Origin of the sequence: Leptospira soteropolitanensis, assembly GCF_026151655.1 — a bacterium.
GTDB lineage: Bacteria > Spirochaetota > Leptospiria > Leptospirales > Leptospiraceae > Leptospira_A > Leptospira_A soteropolitanensis.
On sequence record NZ_JAMQPN010000001.1, the window covers coordinates 561,343 to 578,320 of the forward strand.

Below are 16,978 nucleotides of genomic sequence, written 5' to 3' on the forward strand. Positions count from 1 at the left end.
ATATTATTTGCCTGAATTTGTAATTTAAGGATTTTGGAGGAGATATGAAAAAGGAACCAACCCGAGTCAGACTTCTCCAAGTCAGCCGTAATTTATTTTTAAAACAGGGATATTCAGAGACCGGCCTCAATCAAATTGTAGAAGAGGCCAAAACGGTAAAAGCAAGTCTTTACCAGCATTTTTCTTCCAAAGAAATTTTGGGTAAGGAAGTGCTTCGGATCTATTCTGAAGAAAATTTAACATTACTTAAATCTTTGATGAAAAGAAATCCAAAACCATTGGATTTTATCAAAGCTTGGGTGCGTATCCTTTCGAGAGAAGCGAGGGAATCGCAACTTTATGGATGTGGGATGGCAAATTTCCGCGCTCAAATTACAGCAAATGAATTGGAAATTAGGAAAGAAATTGAAGAAATTGCCAATAGAACTATCGATTGTTTAGCGGAGTATTTGGAAGAGTCGGCTCAAAACGGTCACTTTAATTCTAAAGTCGATTGTCGATTACTCGCCAAACATCTATTTTTTGTTTATGAGGGGGTTTTGCAAGGATACCGTTTGCTTGATGATAAAAGATCATTGGATGAACTATATCGTATTGCAGAATGTTTAATACCAAATTTTAAATGAAACAAAATGGATTACAGTTATTAATCATTCTTCTAACTTTTGTTTGGGTTTCGCCAAGTTATGCAGAAGGAAATATAGAAGTTATATTTCAAATTGTAAAATCAAATTCTGGAAAACCAGTAACCAATGCCGTAGTCATTTCAAAAAAAGGAAAATCAAGTGCAATATCAAATGAGGAAGGAATCGCCAAACTTCGATTTCCCGAACCAGGATATTATGAAATAAAAATATCTACGGCAGAAAAAACTGAATCAGTTTTTCGAGAGGTCCGTTTTAAAGGTCAGGTGATCCTTGTCACTATATCTGAATCCAACTTAGCTGGAATTTTGGTAAGTGGAGAGAGGGATAAAACTCCCCTTTCTCGGTATGGTCTTGTCCAAGAGGAAATCAAACGCCTTCCAGGAGTATCTGGTGATTCCTTAAAGGCACTCCAAACGGTTCCTGGCGTTGTGATTGGGGCACCCGTTGGAATATTACCGTCTGTCTTTACCAACATTGGCTCTAATTTACTGACAGGAAATCCATATAGTAATAGTGAAAGAGGGGACCTTTCTTTACGAGGAGGAGGCACAAGACAAAACCAATATTACTTTGATGGATTTCCTCTTCCCTATCCATTCCATTTGGGAAATCAATCTTCTGTTTTAAATAATAACCTAATTAAGTCTTTTGATGTATTTTCGGGAGCATTTCCAGCTAAATATGGTTATGCGAATGGTGGAATCATTGCTATTGAAGGCACAGATAGGGTCGATGAAAATAAAACTGTCATCAATACTAATTTATTTTTATCAGATATCTATAACCAGTCCAAAATCCTACCAGGACTTGCCATGATCAGTTCTGGCCGTAAAAATTATCCTAACCTAGTTCTATTGCAAGCTTATCCCCAAGGAATTCCTGAAGATGCAAAATTTGCTGAATACCAAGACTATCAATGGAAACTCATTTGGGACATTAACAGCGAACATAGATTGACAGTACAAACTTTTGGAACTAGAGATCGACAAGCATACACGAAAGCCCAAGCAGATTTAGAAAGAGGAGGAGGAGATCCAAGACCACCCACAGGCCTTGATCGTATGTTTCGTACCGATGCGATTCGTTATGTATGGAAAGGCAAAACGTTTCGAAATACTATTTCTTATTCTCGCACCTCTTTTAACGAATTTTTTGAACTCAGGTTTACCAATCCACTGACGGCAGAAAATATTTTTGGATTACAGAACCGAACTTCTGACACCATTACCTATATCCACAATGCCTTTGAATGGGAAGTTTGGGAAGAACATCTCAAGTTGGAAGCCGGTGTACAAGGTCGCTTTCGAGAGACGACTCTAAAGGGAGAAAATATTTCCTCCTATAACCGACTATTTTATAATATATTCAATGATCTCTTAAATTCGAATGCAGCATTTCGATCCGTAATTGATGGAGATAGAATTCGGTATCAGGAAAAATCTGCTTATGCGGAACTTCCTTTTAAATATGCTGGTTTTCGCCTAACACCTGGTGCACGGGTCGATCAATATTCGGGTAGTAACGAAACCAATTTGGCACCTAGGCTCACGGGTGGTTATCTTTTTGAATCCACAAAAACTGGAATTATGGCCGGGCATGGAATTCATTATAATGCACCAGTATCAATCGAAGCACTCTCATCCAAGTCAGGGAATCCTAATTTGTTTATGGAACGAGCGGAACACAATTCAATTGGTGTTAGCCAAGAATTGGCAAACCACTGGCAAATCAAAATTGAAGGATTTCGTAATATCTTCCAAAACATTATAGTTCCTGATGCTTATATTGTAGATCCGTATGCATTGAACAATGACCCTCGTGTATTTGTAAATGAAACAGCCAAAGTTCTCGCAAATCCGGTCACACCTAAAAACTTAAATTATTCCAACGCAGGTTATGGGCATTCGGAAGGTGTTGAAATTTTTATTAAAAAAACAAAAGATCCTAGAGAACAATCGGGACTATTTGGTTGGATTTCGTACACAAATTCTATCACCAAACGAATCAATAACCAGTCCAGGTTAAATAGTGATGAATCTAGGACTAGAACCTTACTCAATAATTCAAGAACGCTACTTGCACAAACTAAATTAGGAACCAACTATATCAATTATTACGATGATAACAATTTAGAAGTAATTTATAATAATGACAAAGAACAACTTTATGATTTAGACAGGACTCATATTTTAAATATTGTATTTGGTTATAAGTTTAATCCAGAATGGATGGTGGGTGGAAGGTTTCGGTATTTTTCTGGAACTCCATACACTCCTATTACGAGTGCTACACGGGCAAACCAAGCGGCCACTTTCGGAGTAAATTTATATTTTCCGAATTATTCTGGAAATTATAACAGCGACAGGTTTTTGCCATTCCATCAGTTTGATTTGCGGATCGATCGAATTGAAAACTATTCTTGGGGATATGTGAATACCTATATTGAATTTGTTAATTTTTATGGCCGAAGGAACCAAGCGGGTTTTGACTTTGATAATACAAAAAACTTCCAAAGAAACCAAAACCCCGCACCGACATATGATACAGTCAATTCTCCCTACATCGTTTCGCAAACACCTAATGGAAAAATGGCGATCATTCCTCTTGTGAATATCGGTATCGAGGTGAGATTTTGAAAAGAATCGTTGTTAGTTTTTATTTAATACTTTTATTTGCCTCTTGTTTTGAAAGTGGAGTCGAAAAAGAGAATAAAGAAGAATACAAACAAACTTTGTTCCTGACAACTTTGTACTTGGTCAGGCAATCGGGAAATTGTATTAAAACAGATTCTACACTGGCAAACAACAATCAATTCTGCAGCAGGCGGCCACTAGGAGTCTGTTCGGTTAACCAACTGGTTCTTACACAAAATGAATTAAATGTCATGTTAAATGAAATGAGAACCATTCAAAATAGGACCACCGATTGCCAAGAATCCATCCTCCAATCAGGGATACTAGTTTTGAAAGTAACAACGGCAAATGAGACAGAGATTCTAAAATCTCGGTTTAGTTTCCGTGTTGTAGATTCTTGTGAGTTTGAAGGATTCCAGGTATCTAGCGGAAAAAGATTAGCGAATTTTTCTGAAATCCAATGGTTAGAATCTGTGCGTGGGAAAATTGCCAAAGCTGCAAAAACCATCGCAAACAATGGATTTCTTCCCCAAGTAAACCGTGATCGCGCTAACAGCTGTTTGAATTTAGAGTTTAAGGATTGGGAAAAAGATCTCGCACAAGGAAATCTTGAAAATAAAATCTTGGTCGAAATCAATCCTCCCTAAATTCAAAATCCGCTTTCCTAAACCTCGCCATCTGTCATTTTGTCTTTAATCCAAAGGAAATTGAATTTTATGACTTTGAATCGTTACAGCCGCACTCTTACCCAAGATGAATCCCTCCCAGCTTCACAAGCCATGATCATTGGATCAGGAGTTCCTTATGAAGATTTAAACAAGCCATTCATAGGAATTGGAAGCACGGGGTTTGATGGAAATCCTTGTAACATGCACTTAACCACTCTATCGGCCTTACAAAAGAAAAGTGTCTTAGATACGAAACAAATGGTGGGTTTATTATTTAATACGATTGGTGTGAGTGATGGAATTACCAATGGAAATGATGGGATGCGTTATTCATTACCATCTAGAGAGATCATAGCTGATTCCATTGAAACCATTGCCGGTGCTCATTATTATGATGGAATTCTCTTTACTGCCGGTTGCGATAAAAATTTGCCAGGCGCCATCATGGCAATGGCAAGACTCAATCGTCCATCCATTATGGTTTATGGTGGTACCATCAATGGTGGAAACTACAAAGGTGAAAAATTAAATATTGTATCTGCCTTTGAAGCTTATGGAAAAAAAATTAACGGCAAAATCACAGAAGATGATTTTAAAGAAGTGATCAAAAATTCTTGCCCGGGCCCTGGAGCATGTGGGGGAATGTACACCGCAAACACTATGGCAACGGCCATTGAAGTCATGGGAATGAGTTTGCCTTATAGTTCTTCTTCTCCTGCGCGCAGTGAAGAAAAAAAGAAAGAATGTATGAATATTGGAAAGTATATGTACAATCTTTTAGAAAAAGATATCAAACCTTCTGACATCATCACTCCTAAATCTATTTTAAATGCTCTTCGTGTGGTTACCATTCTGGGCGGCTCGACTAACGCAGCTTTGCATATGATCGCCATTGCAAGGACAATGGGTATTCCACTCGATTTGGAACAAATTCAAAAAGTAACCGATACAACTCCACTCCTTGCGGATATGAAACCAAGTGGAAAGTATCTTATGGAAGACCTTCATGCCATTGGAGGAACACCTGCAATCATGAAATTTATGTTACGCGAGGGTCTCATTGACGGATCTTGTTTGACTGTAACAGGGAAAACCATTGCAGAAAACTTAGAAGGTCTTCCTGATCTTCCGAGTGACCAAGACTTACTTCGCCCAGTCAGTAATCCCATTAAAAAAGAAGGTCATATCCAGGTTCTTTATGGCAATATCGCCAAAAAAGGGGCTGTGGCAAAAATCACAGGTCATGAAGGGGAGATGTTTGAAGGAAAAGCCATCTGCTTTGATTCGGAAGTAGAAGCCAATGCTGGGATTCGCGATGGAAAAGTCAAACCAGGTCACGTGGTTGTGATTCGCTATGTAGGCCCGAAAGGTGGCCCAGGAATGCCGGAAATGTTAAAACCCACTTCAGCTATCATTGGAGCAGGTCTTGGCGATAATGTAGCTCTCATTACCGATGGTAGGTTTTCCGGTGGAAGTCATGGATTTGTAGTAGGTCATATCACCCCGGAAGCAATGGAAGGAGGCGAAATCGCTTTTGTCCAAGATGGAGATAAAATCCTCATTGATGCGCGAACCAACAAACTTGAGTTAATCGTATCGCCAGAAGAAATAGAAAAAAGAAGAGCGGCCTGGAAAAAACCACCTTACCGCATTACCACTGGATATCTTTGGAAGTACATTCAGATGGTAAAAGACGCAAGTACTGGTTGCCTAACAGACCGTTAGGCGCTTTATGGAAATTCCTACTCTTTTAAGTAGGAATTTCTTCTTTGCCGTCGGCATGTCTGGCAAATCTACCTTTGCCGACATGAACCGGATCATAAGAATCCCAAGGCCAGCCGCCAAACTGTGTTTTACGATAGTCATCAAATGCTTGTTGGATCTCTTCTTGTTTGTTCATCACAAAGGGTCCATACTGCACCACAGGTTCTGCAATGGGTTTTCCTTCTAAAATCAAAATACGGGCCGCTTCCGATCCGTTTTTTAATTCTATAGATACATCTGATTTGAGATTGTACATATGTTTTCCTGGAACCACCACCTCATCGATGACAAGGCCTTCTCCACGAAAGTAATATAAATTTCTATTGTTACCTGGGGAACTACCAGGAAGTACATAACTGACTCCAGGATCTATATCTAAAATATAAATTCCTACTTCATTTTTTGGATCTCCTGCCCAAGAGTCTGGTGGAGGATCTAGCGGTGTTTCGCCAAACAAAGATCCTGCGACTGTTTTGATTTTTATTTTATTGCCAGAGGCATCGTTTAAGACTTTCACAGGAATGTCTTCGTTCCAAAACATTTTGAAATGGGGATCCACAAATTTATTTTTAGCAGGAAGATTTAACCAAATCTGAAAAAGTTCCAAAGTATTTTCACTCGATTCATTCACCAAAGGAAACATTTCGGAATGTTGGATGCCAGCCCCTGCTGTCATCCACTGTACATCCCCATCTCCATACCTTCCTGCAGCCCCTTGGGAATCGGCATGGTCAACCAGACCTCTTTGAACCACAGTGACTGTTTCAAACCCACGGTGTGGATGACCTGGAAATCCAGGAATGGTTTCCCCGTGGTACATTCTCCAACCATCTTTACCTGCAAAGTCCTGGCCAATTTGTCTACCTTGTAAGGAAGCTTCCGGGCCAAACTTTCCATTTCCTTTGGGATAAAAATCTTCGTGGTGAACACAAAACAAAAACGGATCTGATGTTGGCCATTGGAAATCGAGTTTTTGGGCGTATAATATGGATTTGTGTTTCATCAAATTGTCCTAATTTCGCGAATTGTACCGCTACTAATAAGACATCAGATAAGATTCAAAAGTTTTTTACAATAGAAACATTCGCACCGAATGATCCAAATTCCTTGGCACTTTGGGAAGAATTGATGTTTGGAACGGAACTAAGTTCAACAGGTGTTTTGCCCGGCCCCCAATTGTATCCACTCACTTCGGAGATACTGAAGGAAGATATTTGGTAGAATCCTCCATACTTTAAACCAAAGGTCTCAAAAAACTTCCAAACAAGTCCTAATTCATACGTTAGGGAAGCACCTCCAAGTCCGCGGGTTAATCCTTCTTTGGATTGAAACATAGTTAAATCTGTTTTACTGACCGGTGTACTAAAAACTAATTGTTTGTTCGAATCCAAAGTTCCTGTGGACGAGGTTTCGATTCCATAAGAGGCAAGTTTTAGTTGTCCAGCAAAAACGGTTAGATCACCTATCATATATAAGTTGAGCCAATCGGTTAAAGAGGCAACAAATCCAAAACTCATTCCATAATTTTTAGTTTTGAATTCGACTGTTCCAGTGGAAAGTGCATAACCTTCTGTTACTGATTGTTCGCCTGTTCTTAAATACGGAAATTTCAATTGAAACGATTGGAATGGCCCTCTGGAAGATAATTCAGAATAGGAAAAACTGAATTCATTGGAGCTTGTATTGGTTAAATAGTTTAAAGGTCCTACCCCAATTCTAAAACCAACTTCATTGACTCCCGAACGCACCCGGTCATTTAAATAAAGTCCATTGGTACTAAAACTGGTCCTTGTATCGTTGTAGTGTTCTCCTTTTGCATAAACAAATCCAATAAAAAAGTCTTCTGAGATTTGGTGTGAATACTTGATCCTTGGCGATACAGTCGAAGTTGGTCTTGATTCCGCACTTTCAGTAATGATCCCTGGTGGGTTTATATTGTTTGCTGTATTTGTATTTGCAAAACTGGCAGCAACGCGTGCGGAATTTAAAATACTAGAGACAGACTGTGGGCCACCTTCCGAAGGTGTTTGTAAAAACTCACCTGCAAGTTCCAAGACTTTAAGCCTTGAACGTAATGATGTGCCTGATTGTTTCGACACTTCGGGATTAACTTCTGGTTCATTCGTTTGATTCTGTGCAAAAATAGGATATGCGAATACTACAAAACAAAGAAATATTTTTTTACCAAATCGTAACATATAAATTTATATACGAATGATATAAAACTGATTCTTAAAAAAAATAAAATCTTTGGATGAAGTAAAGGATATTAGTCAAGAAATTGTGTTTTGTCCTAATCTGATAAAAAAAGTAGAACCGAATCCGGGTTTACTTTCTACCCAAATGTTGCCTTGGTGTTTATCAATAAATTCCTTGCATAGAATGAGTCCAAGTCCAGTTCCAGATTCTTCTGCAGTACCTTTCGTTGAAAATTTTTTATCTAATCGAAAGAGATTTTTAATCTGATCCTTTTCCATTCCGATTCCTGTATCTTTTACAAAGAAAACTGTGGAATCCGTCGGCGAAGTAAAATGTAAATTTTTATCTTCTAATTTAGTTTTTGGATGTTCATCGTAATCGAACTTTAGAATTCCTACGGTCACTTCGGATTCAGTCTTACTATATTTGATGGCATTAGAAATTAAATTTCTTAGTACGGTTTCAATCATAAATAAATCGCCAAAAATTATTTTATCTTTTGGGATTTGATTTATTATGGTCACATCTTTTTTGTTAGCTGAAAGTTTTAATAAGTCTATCACTCTTTGAACGAGATCGAAGAACGGAATAGAAGTTGGTTTAAAAATAATATTTCCGGTTTGAGATCTAGCCCAATCCAATAAATTTTCCAATAAAGAATACACTTGGTCGGAAGATTCTTCCAACATCTTCAGATTAGTAGTCCTTTCTATGTCCGAAAATTTCGAATCTTTTTCATTAAGGATTTTGGTGAATTCCCTTTGTGTTCCTAGAGGGCCCCGTAAGTCATGAGCGATAATTGAAAAAAATTTATCCTTTGTGGCATTGAGTTCGGCTAAGCGGATAGCAGATTGTTTTAGTTTTTCTTCGGATAATTTTTGTTCGGTAATGTCGCGTATAATAGCACAGTTGTATTGTTTACCTTCATATTCTACTAAATTTACGGTTACTTCAATGGGTACAGGAGTCCCATCTTTTCTCTTATTAATTGTTTCTATTGTGAAAGATTTGCGATCTAAAATTTCTTGCCAATGTGCATTCCATCGTTCTTTACTAAACAAAGGATCGACTTGAAACATTTGCATCGAAAGTAATTCATCTTTGGTATATCCATAATTTTTGCAAGCGGCATCATTTACAAAAACGTAATTTCCATCTTCATCAAGCCAAACGATTGCTTCGGATATGGTGTCAATAGAAAACTGAGTGAACTGGAGTGCATGAATTAGATCTGACTGTTTATTGGCAATGTCGTCACGGGTTTGTCTTAACGTTTGATTTTCTTTTTCCAAACGTTTTAGGTCAGCCAGTAAGGATTCATATGACTTTGGTTTAAGTGACATGGATTAATCTTAGAATATAATTTTCGAAAAAAATGCCAAGAACTTAGTGAATGGATTGGCCGATTTAGAATGATTAGAAACGGACTTGACTTAAGTAGTTTTCCTATATAAATCTGAACTCCCGAAACTATATGTCTTGTTTATTTTGTCAGAAAGGAACTTCCCATTTTTCCCGATTAGAGCCGGTAGTGGATGAAAGGCAAACTCATATCTTTCCTACAGAAGACATCGTGGGAAATTCCCTGAATCCGTTTACTGAAATTTATGAATGTAAAGACTGTCACAGCATTTGGTGGATTAAAACACGTGGGACCGGAGATCCAAGGTCCACCTATCCAGAGTTTTATGAACAAACCGCTCTGCTAATTGATGATCATCGTTCTGAATTAATCCGTAATCCGTCTATTTCTGGAATCCTAAAAAATAAGGATTTATCCTTTCCTTATAGTTTTTTTGAAGAAGTTTTAGAGATTCTAAAAGAAACAAAATCGGAAGAACTTAAAACTTTATACTACGAAAGAGAACCTAGTCTACCAGCGAACGTTAAAAGATGGCTTCTCCAATGGTTTCAAAAACACTTTCCATTAGAATTCCAAACAATTCAAAAACAAGGATTTCCATCTTCTGCCAATTTACTTTTAACATTGGAGGAAGATGAATTTGTAGTTGTTTCTGAGTTTATTGCTAAGGAACAATTTGCCTTTATTACTTCAAAAAAAGATAAGTTCTTTTTGCAGTCCTATGACCTAACCGATCAAAAAATCCTTTGGAAAATTTCTATCCGTAAACCCTTTTTAGAAGGATTATCAATCCCAATTCTTTTTTACCAATCGGGCTATCTTTGTTCTTACCAAGGTTATCAAAAGGGATCTGAATATTATCCAAAACTAAATAGACCAAATACTCTTTGTATTTATGATTTATTTGGAAATCTTATCCTTTCACTCCCACTTGCATTTAACTGTTATGAAGTTCTTTCCACAGAAGAGCGAGATGTTTCCGAAAATAGAATTTCGCATAACTTCAATTTTACGATATTTGATGATCTATTGTTTCTTCCGTATCAAACGAAAATTCAAGTTTATGATTTGAAATCAGGAAAATTAAACAAAACGATTAAAATGCCAGCAGGTGAAATTTTTTCGGGAAAAGCTTTCAAATCCGAATCTGAAAATATTCTCTTTCATACCTTAAAAGGAATTTTGGGAATCAATTCATCTGGTGCAATTATTTTTCAATACTTATCGTCTTACCATCCAGTTTTTATAGATTCACAGTTCCAAATGTACTATTATTATGCCATTATAGAATCCGCAAATACTGGTGAGAAAAAAACATTGAAACAAACAACAGAATCAGGGATATCTTTGGTTCGTGAGTTGGCTTCTTTACCGGTAGAATTTCCGGGAGGCATTTATTTATCATTTTCTTTTGATGGATCCCTTCTTTTGAATTCCGAAATGGAAATCATTAAGAATTTTCCCTTTACAGCGACAGATACACTTGGCCCACATTCTTTCGGAATAACCAAAACTCCGACCATCGTAACGGAAGATAGAATCATTATCACAAATGATTTTTCAGGAATTTATATGATTGATTTTTCGGGAAATGTTCTATTGGAAAAATCGATTTCGTCGGAAGTTTTATCCGTATTTACATTTGATGGAAAACACACAATCGTGCTTCTTTCCTTTCATGATGATTATAGTAATAAAATCCAAACAGAATTACTTTTACTGACACCAAAAGGAGAAATCTTAGCCCAAAAAATACTTACTGAGCCGAAAGGTTTGTCAGTAAGTTTTGATGGTATTTGTATCTTCTCAGAGCATAATCAAATGTTTGCTATCGATTTATTTGCTGAGGATGATTCATTATAGATGAAAAGGAAAACAAAAACATGGTTTGTTATTCTAACCTTTTTGGTTTTTGGAATTTTTCCGATTTCTGCAGAAGAAGTCGTTTCTGAAACCATTGATATCCAAAATATCGATCACTCACCAATTTATCTTGCTAAATCCATCTTAGTTTATGAAGACCTTTCGAACCAATTGGATTTTGATTCAATTCGTGCTACCGATTTTAAAAACAAATTTGTTAAAGTTTCTTCCTCGAAAGAGGCATTTAACTTTTCGTATTCAAAATCTACATATTGGTTAAAGGTCCAATTAAAAAATCCAGAACCTTCTGCAAAAGAGGTAACATTTGTTATTTCTTATCCAAGGTTAAAAACATTAGATTTATATTTTCAAAGTTCTAGGGAGATTAAAAAGTTAAAATCTGGTTATTCTGTTCCTATGTCGGAGCGTCCCTACCAAAGTCGTTTTTTTGTTTTTCCTATTTTGTTCCCAGAAAATACCGATGCCACGGTGTATCTTAAAGTAGAATCACCCAATTCTATAAACATTCCCATTCAACTTTGGAATACTAATTTGTATGATAGATATGAAATCAATGACCATGTCATCCAAGCATTGTATTTTGGAATTGCTTTGGCTATGGTTCTTTTTAATTTATTTTTATTTTTTATACTAAAAGATTCTAATTATTTCTTATATGTTTTAGTGGTGTTAAGCACAGCTTTTACCATTGCTTCGCATAATGGTATATCCTCGGAATATTTTTGGCCAAACTCTCCTTGGATGGATCAATATTCAGTAAATTTGTTTATTTCTATTGTTTTGGTTTTGTTTTTAATTTTTATGCGAAGGTTGTTAAATACCAAACAACTAATTCCTAGGTTCGACCGAATCAGTTTAGGTTTTATCATTTTGCAAATCATCTTTCCAATTTGCTATATTTTATCCTTTGATTCCTTTGTTAAAGGCATAGTCTTAAGCCATACCTTAACTTCTTTTTGGATATTACTCGTTGGTATAATATGTTCTTTTAAGAAAGAAAGAATTGCTTATTTTTTCTTATTATCATTTTCTTTTTTGTTTTTAGCTTTGATTGTTTCGACATTACGAGCATTAGGATTAATTCCAACTAATTCATTTACAATAGATGGACCACAATACGGATCGGCAGCCGAAATGATGTTATTGGCTTTTGCTTTAGCAGATAGATACAATATGATCATCAAAGAAAAAGAAGCAGCGGAAGCACAAATTAAATTCAATTTAGAAAAATCCAATCTAGATTTAGAGGTAAAGGTAAAAGAACGAACTGATAAATTAAACAAAACATTAAATGCAATGAAAAGAGATCTCTTCGTTGCCAAAAAAATTCAGGAAAATTCTCTCATTACCGATTCTAAACTAATCAAAGATTTGAATTTAGAATATCGTTATCTTCCAGTATCTGAAGTAGGAGGAGATTTTTTAGACATTTCACTATTAAAAGAATCGAAGTATAGAGTGCTCATTGCCGATGCCACCGGCCACGGAGTACAGGCAGCGATGATCTCTATGGCAACCAAAGGATTGTACGATAATGTTAAAACTTTTGAATTACCTCCTTCGAAGGTAATGGAAATTTTTAATGAAGAATTTATGGATAACTTTGTTTCTCTCAATAGCCTTCTCACCGCAATGATTATAGACATAGACCTTCAGGAGAAAAAAATTCAATATGCATCCGCAGGTCACCCCGCAGCAGTGCTTCTGCAAAATGACCAAATCCAGTTGTTAACAAAAACTGGTAAGATGATCGGGCTGAAAAAACAAATTCATTACGGTCAATCCGAGCTTACTTTCGGACCAAACGACCGGCTCTTTGTGTTCACCGATGGAGTTTTTGAGGCATTTAACTCAAAAGAGGAGGAATTTGGAGAGGAATCACTCTACCACTTGTTCCAAAACACTCGAAATCTGAGTCTTGCCGAAGTAGAGGATTACCTGTTAAAAACGCTACAAAGCTTTCTAAATGATCAGGATCGCCAGGACGACCTGACGATCCTTGGAATTGATTTTTAAATTTTTTTCTAAAATAGTTTAATATCAAATAAATATAACATCAAATCGTTTCATATTGTAGTCTATTTTTCAAAAGTAAATTAATTGGAGAACCTTGTGAAATCATTATTTTCAGAAGCGAAATTAGGAAATCTTACCTTAAAAAATAAAGTGGTGATGGCTCCCATGACCCGTTCCCGTTCCATAGACAACGTGCCAGGTGAAATTGTTGCTGCGTATTATGAACAAAGGGCAGAAGCAGGACTTATTGTAACTGAGGGAACTTCACCTTCCCCGAATGGTCTTGGTTATGCGAGAATTCCTGGAATTTTTTCGGAAGAACAAACCAAAGCTTGGAAAAAAGTAACTGATAAAGTCCATGCCAAAGGAAGCAAAATTTTTGTGCAATTGATGCACACCGGCCGTATCGGACACGAACTGAATTTACCAAAAGGTGCAAAAGTTTTGGGACCATCAGCAATCCTTGCAAAGGGCCAAATGTGGACAGATACAGAAGGAATGAAAGATCATCCTACACCGAAGGAAATGTCCAAAGAAGAATTAAAACAAACCAAAGAAGAATTCGTTAATGCATCTAAAAATGCAATTAAGGCTGGTTTTGATGGAGTCGAATTACACGCAGCCAACGGATATTTATTGGAACAGTTTTTACATCCCACTTCAAACCAAAGAACCGATGAATATGGTGGATCTATCGAAAACCGTATTCGATTCATTATAGAAGTAACGAAAGCAGTCAGTGATGCGATAGGTAAAGATAAAACAGCAATTCGTTTATCTCCTTACGGTGCTTTTAATGATCTTTTTCCTTTTCCAGAAACACATGACGAATATTCTTTGTTAGCTGAAAAACTAAATGAAATAGGAATTGTTTACGTTCATTTGGTGGATCATTCTTCAATGGGTGCACCAAAAGTAGAACCAAAGACAGTTGAGAATATCCGAAAAGCGTTCAAAGGAACTCTTATTCTCAGTGGAGGATATGATGTTGAGCGCGCCGAAAAAGACCTGAGTTCTGGGATTGCCGATCTTGTTGCTTTTGGCAAACCATTCCTAGCCAATCCCGATCTTGTCACTCGGTTCCAAAAGAACATTCCTTTAGCTTCCTTTGACCAAACCACTCTTTATACTCCTGGTGAAAAAGGGTATACTGATTATCCATTGTCAAGCTAACTATTGTTAGAAAATATTTTAGTCACCATTTTTTTTGGTGCCTCAATGTTTACTAAAATTAAGATTTATTAGTAGCAATGACCGGGCTCCTACGGGGTCCGCAATCGCTCCCGTCACCTACCACCTAGCGTTGGTAGGTGACCAAGCCCTTCGGATCCCTGGCACAGGATTGAATCCCTAAACCAAAATTGGTAACTTGAGCTAAATCGATTTCCAATCTTTTAGTCATTTGTTAAATGCAATGCACAGGATTTGAAAGGAAATAGACAACCGAAGGATGGTTTTCTTGTCATTTCTGTTATAGTGGATTTTTTATCTATTATGTCAAATACACTCATACAACAAGAATCAAGTAAAGTCCATAAAGAAGTCATCGTCGCCAATGAAAAATATGCATCGGATTTTGGTAAAAAAGGAGAATTGGCTCTTCCTCCCGCGAGAAGTTTTACCATCCTAACCTGTATGGATGCTAGACTCGATCCTGCTAAATATGCAGGTTTAGCAGAAGGGGATGCTCATGTGATTCGTAACGCAGGCGGTCGTGCTAGCGATGATGCCATCCGTTCGCTCGTGATCTCTTATAAACTGCTAGGAACCAAAGAATTTTTTGTAATCCATCACTCTGATTGCGGGATGCAACTTTTCACTGATCCGATCATTCGTAATCTTCTTTCTAAAAGTTTAAAAACAGCAACCATTGATTCAAACGGCTGGCGGAATGTGGAAGAGTCTGGTGGTTCGGAAGAAGCAAAGTTCATTCCTTTCCTCACCTTTGAAAATTTAGAACAAAGTGTAATCGATGATGTAAAAAGAATTCGAAACCATCCATTGATTCCTAAAGACATTCCAGTGTATGGATATTATTATGATGTAAAAACAGGGAGACTCGTAGAAGTTCCTGAAGCTAGCAAAATTGGAAGAGCATCATAATCAAATTCCTATAGATCTTTGTTTTATAAGAATCTTTAGTAATCTTACCTAATAGAAAGTTGGTTTATCACTAATGAAGAAAAAGAGATAAACCAACTTAAGTTTTTTAAAAGCAAACTCTATTTGAGTCCATCCTTACATTGTAAAATTAACAAACATGAACTTTTCAAAATTTTTTTCTTAGTTTTAGTGATTTAGATTTCTGAAATGAAAGGATTTTGATAGAAGGGCTGCATTGGGAGGCGGGTTCAGTTCCCCTCCCTCAAATCGGGTGGGGTACTAATATTCTCCGGTCATAACTTTCCCAGCCAAAAAACCTTAGAAATCCCTTGACAGAGTGAAGACAAGATCACAATTTAACCAAAAGGTTAATTAGCTATATGGTTAAATTAAAGGATCCTGAGGAAACGCTTAATGCGACGTTTCAGGCATTGGCAGATCCGACTCGGCGAAAGATATTGATGCAATTGGTTTCTGGTGAAGCGACAGTCCTTCAGTTGGCAGAACCTTTTGAGATGAGTCTTCCCGGAATTTCCAAACACCTGAAAGTTCTAGAGAAGGCAGGACTCATTGAAAAAACCAAAACAGCACAGTATCGTCCATGCCGTTTGAAAGTAGAGGCTTTACAAGAAGCTAACCAATGGTTGGAACAATACAAAAAATTATGGGAAGAACGTTTGGATCGTTTGGATGCCTATTTGAACGAACTACAAAAACAACAGCAGGATAAAACTAACAATGTTTAAATCAGATCCAATTTTTACTTTAGAAGAAAAAGTCGTTCGCATCGAACGAACGTTTGATGCTCCGATTCAGCTAGTTTGGGAAGTATGGACAAATCCATTACATATCGCAAAGTGGTGGGGACCCAAAGGATTTACAAATCCTACAGTTGAATTTGATTTTCAAGTTGGTGGATCATATAGAATTGTTATGCGGTCACCAGAGGGAGTCGATTATCCAATTATTGGGAAATTTTTAGAAATCACACCTTTCCAAAGTTTTGTGATAAGTGATTTAGTGGATGAACATCCAGATGAATGGGTAAAAGAAGTTCAAAAAATGGCGGGAATTACTGGCGACAGAGAGATTCTAAACTCTAAATTACGGGTATTGTTTGAGGAGTCTGATGGCAAAACCAAAGTGATTCTTCTTACAGAATTTGCAAATAATCAAATACGTGACGGCTTTGCGAATTCCGGAATGAAGGAAGGTTGGTCAGAGAGCTTTGAAAAATTGGAAGAAAATGCGTTACCGAAGGCTAATCAAATCTGTATCGAAAGAAAATTGAACCATCCACAAGAAATTGTATTTAAGGCATTTTCCAATCCGCTAACAATCAGTAATTGGTGGGGTCCCAATGGATTCAAAACTACTACGAAAACTATGGACTTCAAAGTAGGTGGGAAATGGATATTTACTATGGATGGACCAGATGGGACCATTTGGCCAAATACTATTGAATATAAAGAAATTAAAGAATTCGATTATTTGGAATATATACATGGCTCCGGCGATAAAAATAAAAATGATGATTTTTTAGTGAACATAAATCTAATTGCTCTCGAAAAGAACCAGACATTAGTAAAGTTGCAAATGACTTTTTCTGATACAAACGTTCGAAATGCAAAGTTAAAAATTGGTGCCATTGAAGGTGGAAAACAAACTCTTTCTCGACTAGGCCAATATTTGGAGAAATAA

At 36.9% G+C, this 16,978-nt stretch carries 13 protein-coding genes; 10 read left to right on the top strand and 3 right to left on the bottom strand.

Annotated features, from left to right (window positions below):
• Positions 1 to 44 precede the first annotated feature (44 nt).
• The 4 genes from ND811_RS02700 to ilvD all read left to right on the top strand — a co-directional run bounded on the left by ND811_RS02700 (position 45) and on the right by ilvD (position 5,673).
• Complete coding sequence (locus ND811_RS02700) at positions 45 to 626, top strand: TetR/AcrR family transcriptional regulator (RefSeq protein WP_265350484.1); 582 nt, start codon at positions 45 to 47, stop codon at positions 624 to 626.
• Positions 623 to 3,283, top strand: a complete 2,661-nt coding sequence (locus ND811_RS02705) for a TonB-dependent receptor plug domain-containing protein (RefSeq protein WP_265350483.1) — start codon at positions 623 to 625, stop codon at positions 3,281 to 3,283. The genes ND811_RS02700 and ND811_RS02705 overlap by 4 nt, the downstream gene beginning before the upstream one ends.
• Complete coding sequence (locus ND811_RS02710; protein ID WP_265350482.1) at positions 3,280 to 3,927, top strand: hypothetical protein; 648 nt, start codon at positions 3,280 to 3,282, stop codon at positions 3,925 to 3,927. Before ND811_RS02705 ends, ND811_RS02710 begins: the two co-directional genes overlap by 4 nt.
• 69 nt (positions 3,928 to 3,996) lie before the next feature.
• The gene (gene ilvD / locus ND811_RS02715; RefSeq protein WP_265350481.1) at positions 3,997 to 5,673 is read left to right on the top strand and encodes a dihydroxy-acid dehydratase; all 1,677 of its coding nucleotides are present in this window, start codon (positions 3,997 to 3,999) and stop codon (positions 5,671 to 5,673) included.
• 25 nt (positions 5,674 to 5,698) lie between these two features.
• On the opposite strand, the gene ND811_RS02720 is transcribed toward ilvD, so the two are convergent.
• From ND811_RS02720 to ND811_RS02730, 3 genes are all read right to left on the bottom strand, one after another.
• Complete coding sequence (locus ND811_RS02720; RefSeq protein WP_265350480.1) at positions 5,699 to 6,715, bottom strand: pirin family protein; 1,017 nt, start codon at positions 6,713 to 6,715, stop codon at positions 5,699 to 5,701.
• 55 nt (positions 6,716 to 6,770) lie between these two features.
• Positions 6,771 to 7,910, bottom strand: a complete 1,140-nt coding sequence (locus ND811_RS02725; protein ID WP_265350479.1) for a hypothetical protein — start codon at positions 7,908 to 7,910, stop codon at positions 6,771 to 6,773.
• A 75-nt stretch (positions 7,911 to 7,985) separates the two neighbouring features.
• A complete protein-coding gene (locus tag ND811_RS02730; protein ID WP_265350478.1) occupies positions 7,986 to 9,254 on the bottom strand; it encodes a PAS domain-containing sensor histidine kinase in 1,269 nt (422 codons plus the stop codon).
• A 131-nt stretch (positions 9,255 to 9,385) separates the two neighbouring features.
• On the opposite strand from ND811_RS02730, the gene ND811_RS02735 reads away from it, so the two are divergent.
• From ND811_RS02735 to ND811_RS02760, 6 genes are all read left to right on the top strand, one after another.
• Positions 9,386 to 11,137 (top strand): hypothetical protein, encoded by a 1,752-nt coding sequence (locus tag ND811_RS02735; protein ID WP_265350477.1) that lies wholly within the window; start codon positions 9,386 to 9,388, stop codon positions 11,135 to 11,137.
• Entirely contained in the window at positions 11,138 to 13,174 is a 2,037-nt protein-coding gene (locus ND811_RS02740; protein WP_265350476.1) for a 7TM diverse intracellular signaling domain-containing protein, read from the top strand.
• A 96-nt stretch (positions 13,175 to 13,270) separates the two neighbouring features.
• Entirely contained in the window at positions 13,271 to 14,347 is a 1,077-nt protein-coding gene (locus tag ND811_RS02745; RefSeq protein ID WP_265350475.1) for an alkene reductase, read from the top strand.
• 321 nt (positions 14,348 to 14,668) lie between these two features.
• Positions 14,669 to 15,277, top strand: coding sequence for a beta-class carbonic anhydrase (locus ND811_RS02750; protein WP_265365510.1), 609 nt, complete (start codon positions 14,669 to 14,671; stop codon positions 15,275 to 15,277).
• A gap of 380 nt (positions 15,278 to 15,657) precedes the next feature.
• Positions 15,658 to 16,023 (top strand): ArsR/SmtB family transcription factor, encoded by a 366-nt coding sequence (locus ND811_RS02755; RefSeq protein WP_265350473.1) that lies wholly within the window; start codon positions 15,658 to 15,660, stop codon positions 16,021 to 16,023.
• Entirely contained in the window at positions 16,016 to 16,978 is a 963-nt protein-coding gene (locus ND811_RS02760) for an SRPBCC family protein (protein ID WP_265350472.1), read from the top strand. The genes ND811_RS02755 and ND811_RS02760 overlap by 8 nt, the downstream gene beginning before the upstream one ends.

What these genes read in the sequence shown, in the direction of transcription:
- ND811_RS02720 (WP_265350480.1), bottom strand. Translation starts at nt 6,715, where the DNA reads ATGAAACACAAATCCATATTATACGCCCAAAAACTCGATTTCCAATGG.
- ND811_RS02740 (WP_265350476.1), top strand. Translation starts at nt 11,138, where the DNA reads ATGAAAAGGAAAACAAAAACATGGTTTGTTATTCTAACCTTTTTGGTT.
- ND811_RS02750 (WP_265365510.1), top strand. Translation starts at nt 14,669, where the DNA reads ATGTCAAATACACTCATACAACAAGAATCAAGTAAAGTCCATAAAGAA.
- ilvD (WP_265350481.1), top strand. Translation starts at nt 3,997, where the DNA reads ATGACTTTGAATCGTTACAGCCGCACTCTTACCCAAGATGAATCCCTC.
- ND811_RS02705 (WP_265350483.1), top strand. Translation starts at nt 623, where the DNA reads ATGAAACAAAATGGATTACAGTTATTAATCATTCTTCTAACTTTTGTT.
- ND811_RS02755 (WP_265350473.1), top strand. Translation starts at nt 15,658, where the DNA reads ATGGTTAAATTAAAGGATCCTGAGGAAACGCTTAATGCGACGTTTCAG.
- ND811_RS02700 (WP_265350484.1), top strand. Translation starts at nt 45, where the DNA reads ATGAAAAAGGAACCAACCCGAGTCAGACTTCTCCAAGTCAGCCGTAAT.
- ND811_RS02725 (WP_265350479.1), bottom strand. Translation starts at nt 7,910, where the DNA reads ATGTTACGATTTGGTAAAAAAATATTTCTTTGTTTTGTAGTATTCGCA.
- ND811_RS02730 (WP_265350478.1), bottom strand. Translation starts at nt 9,254, where the DNA reads ATGTCACTTAAACCAAAGTCATATGAATCCTTACTGGCTGACCTAAAA.
- ND811_RS02735 (WP_265350477.1), top strand. Translation starts at nt 9,386, where the DNA reads ATGTCTTGTTTATTTTGTCAGAAAGGAACTTCCCATTTTTCCCGATTA.
- ND811_RS02760 (WP_265350472.1), top strand. Translation starts at nt 16,016, where the DNA reads ATGTTTAAATCAGATCCAATTTTTACTTTAGAAGAAAAAGTCGTTCGC.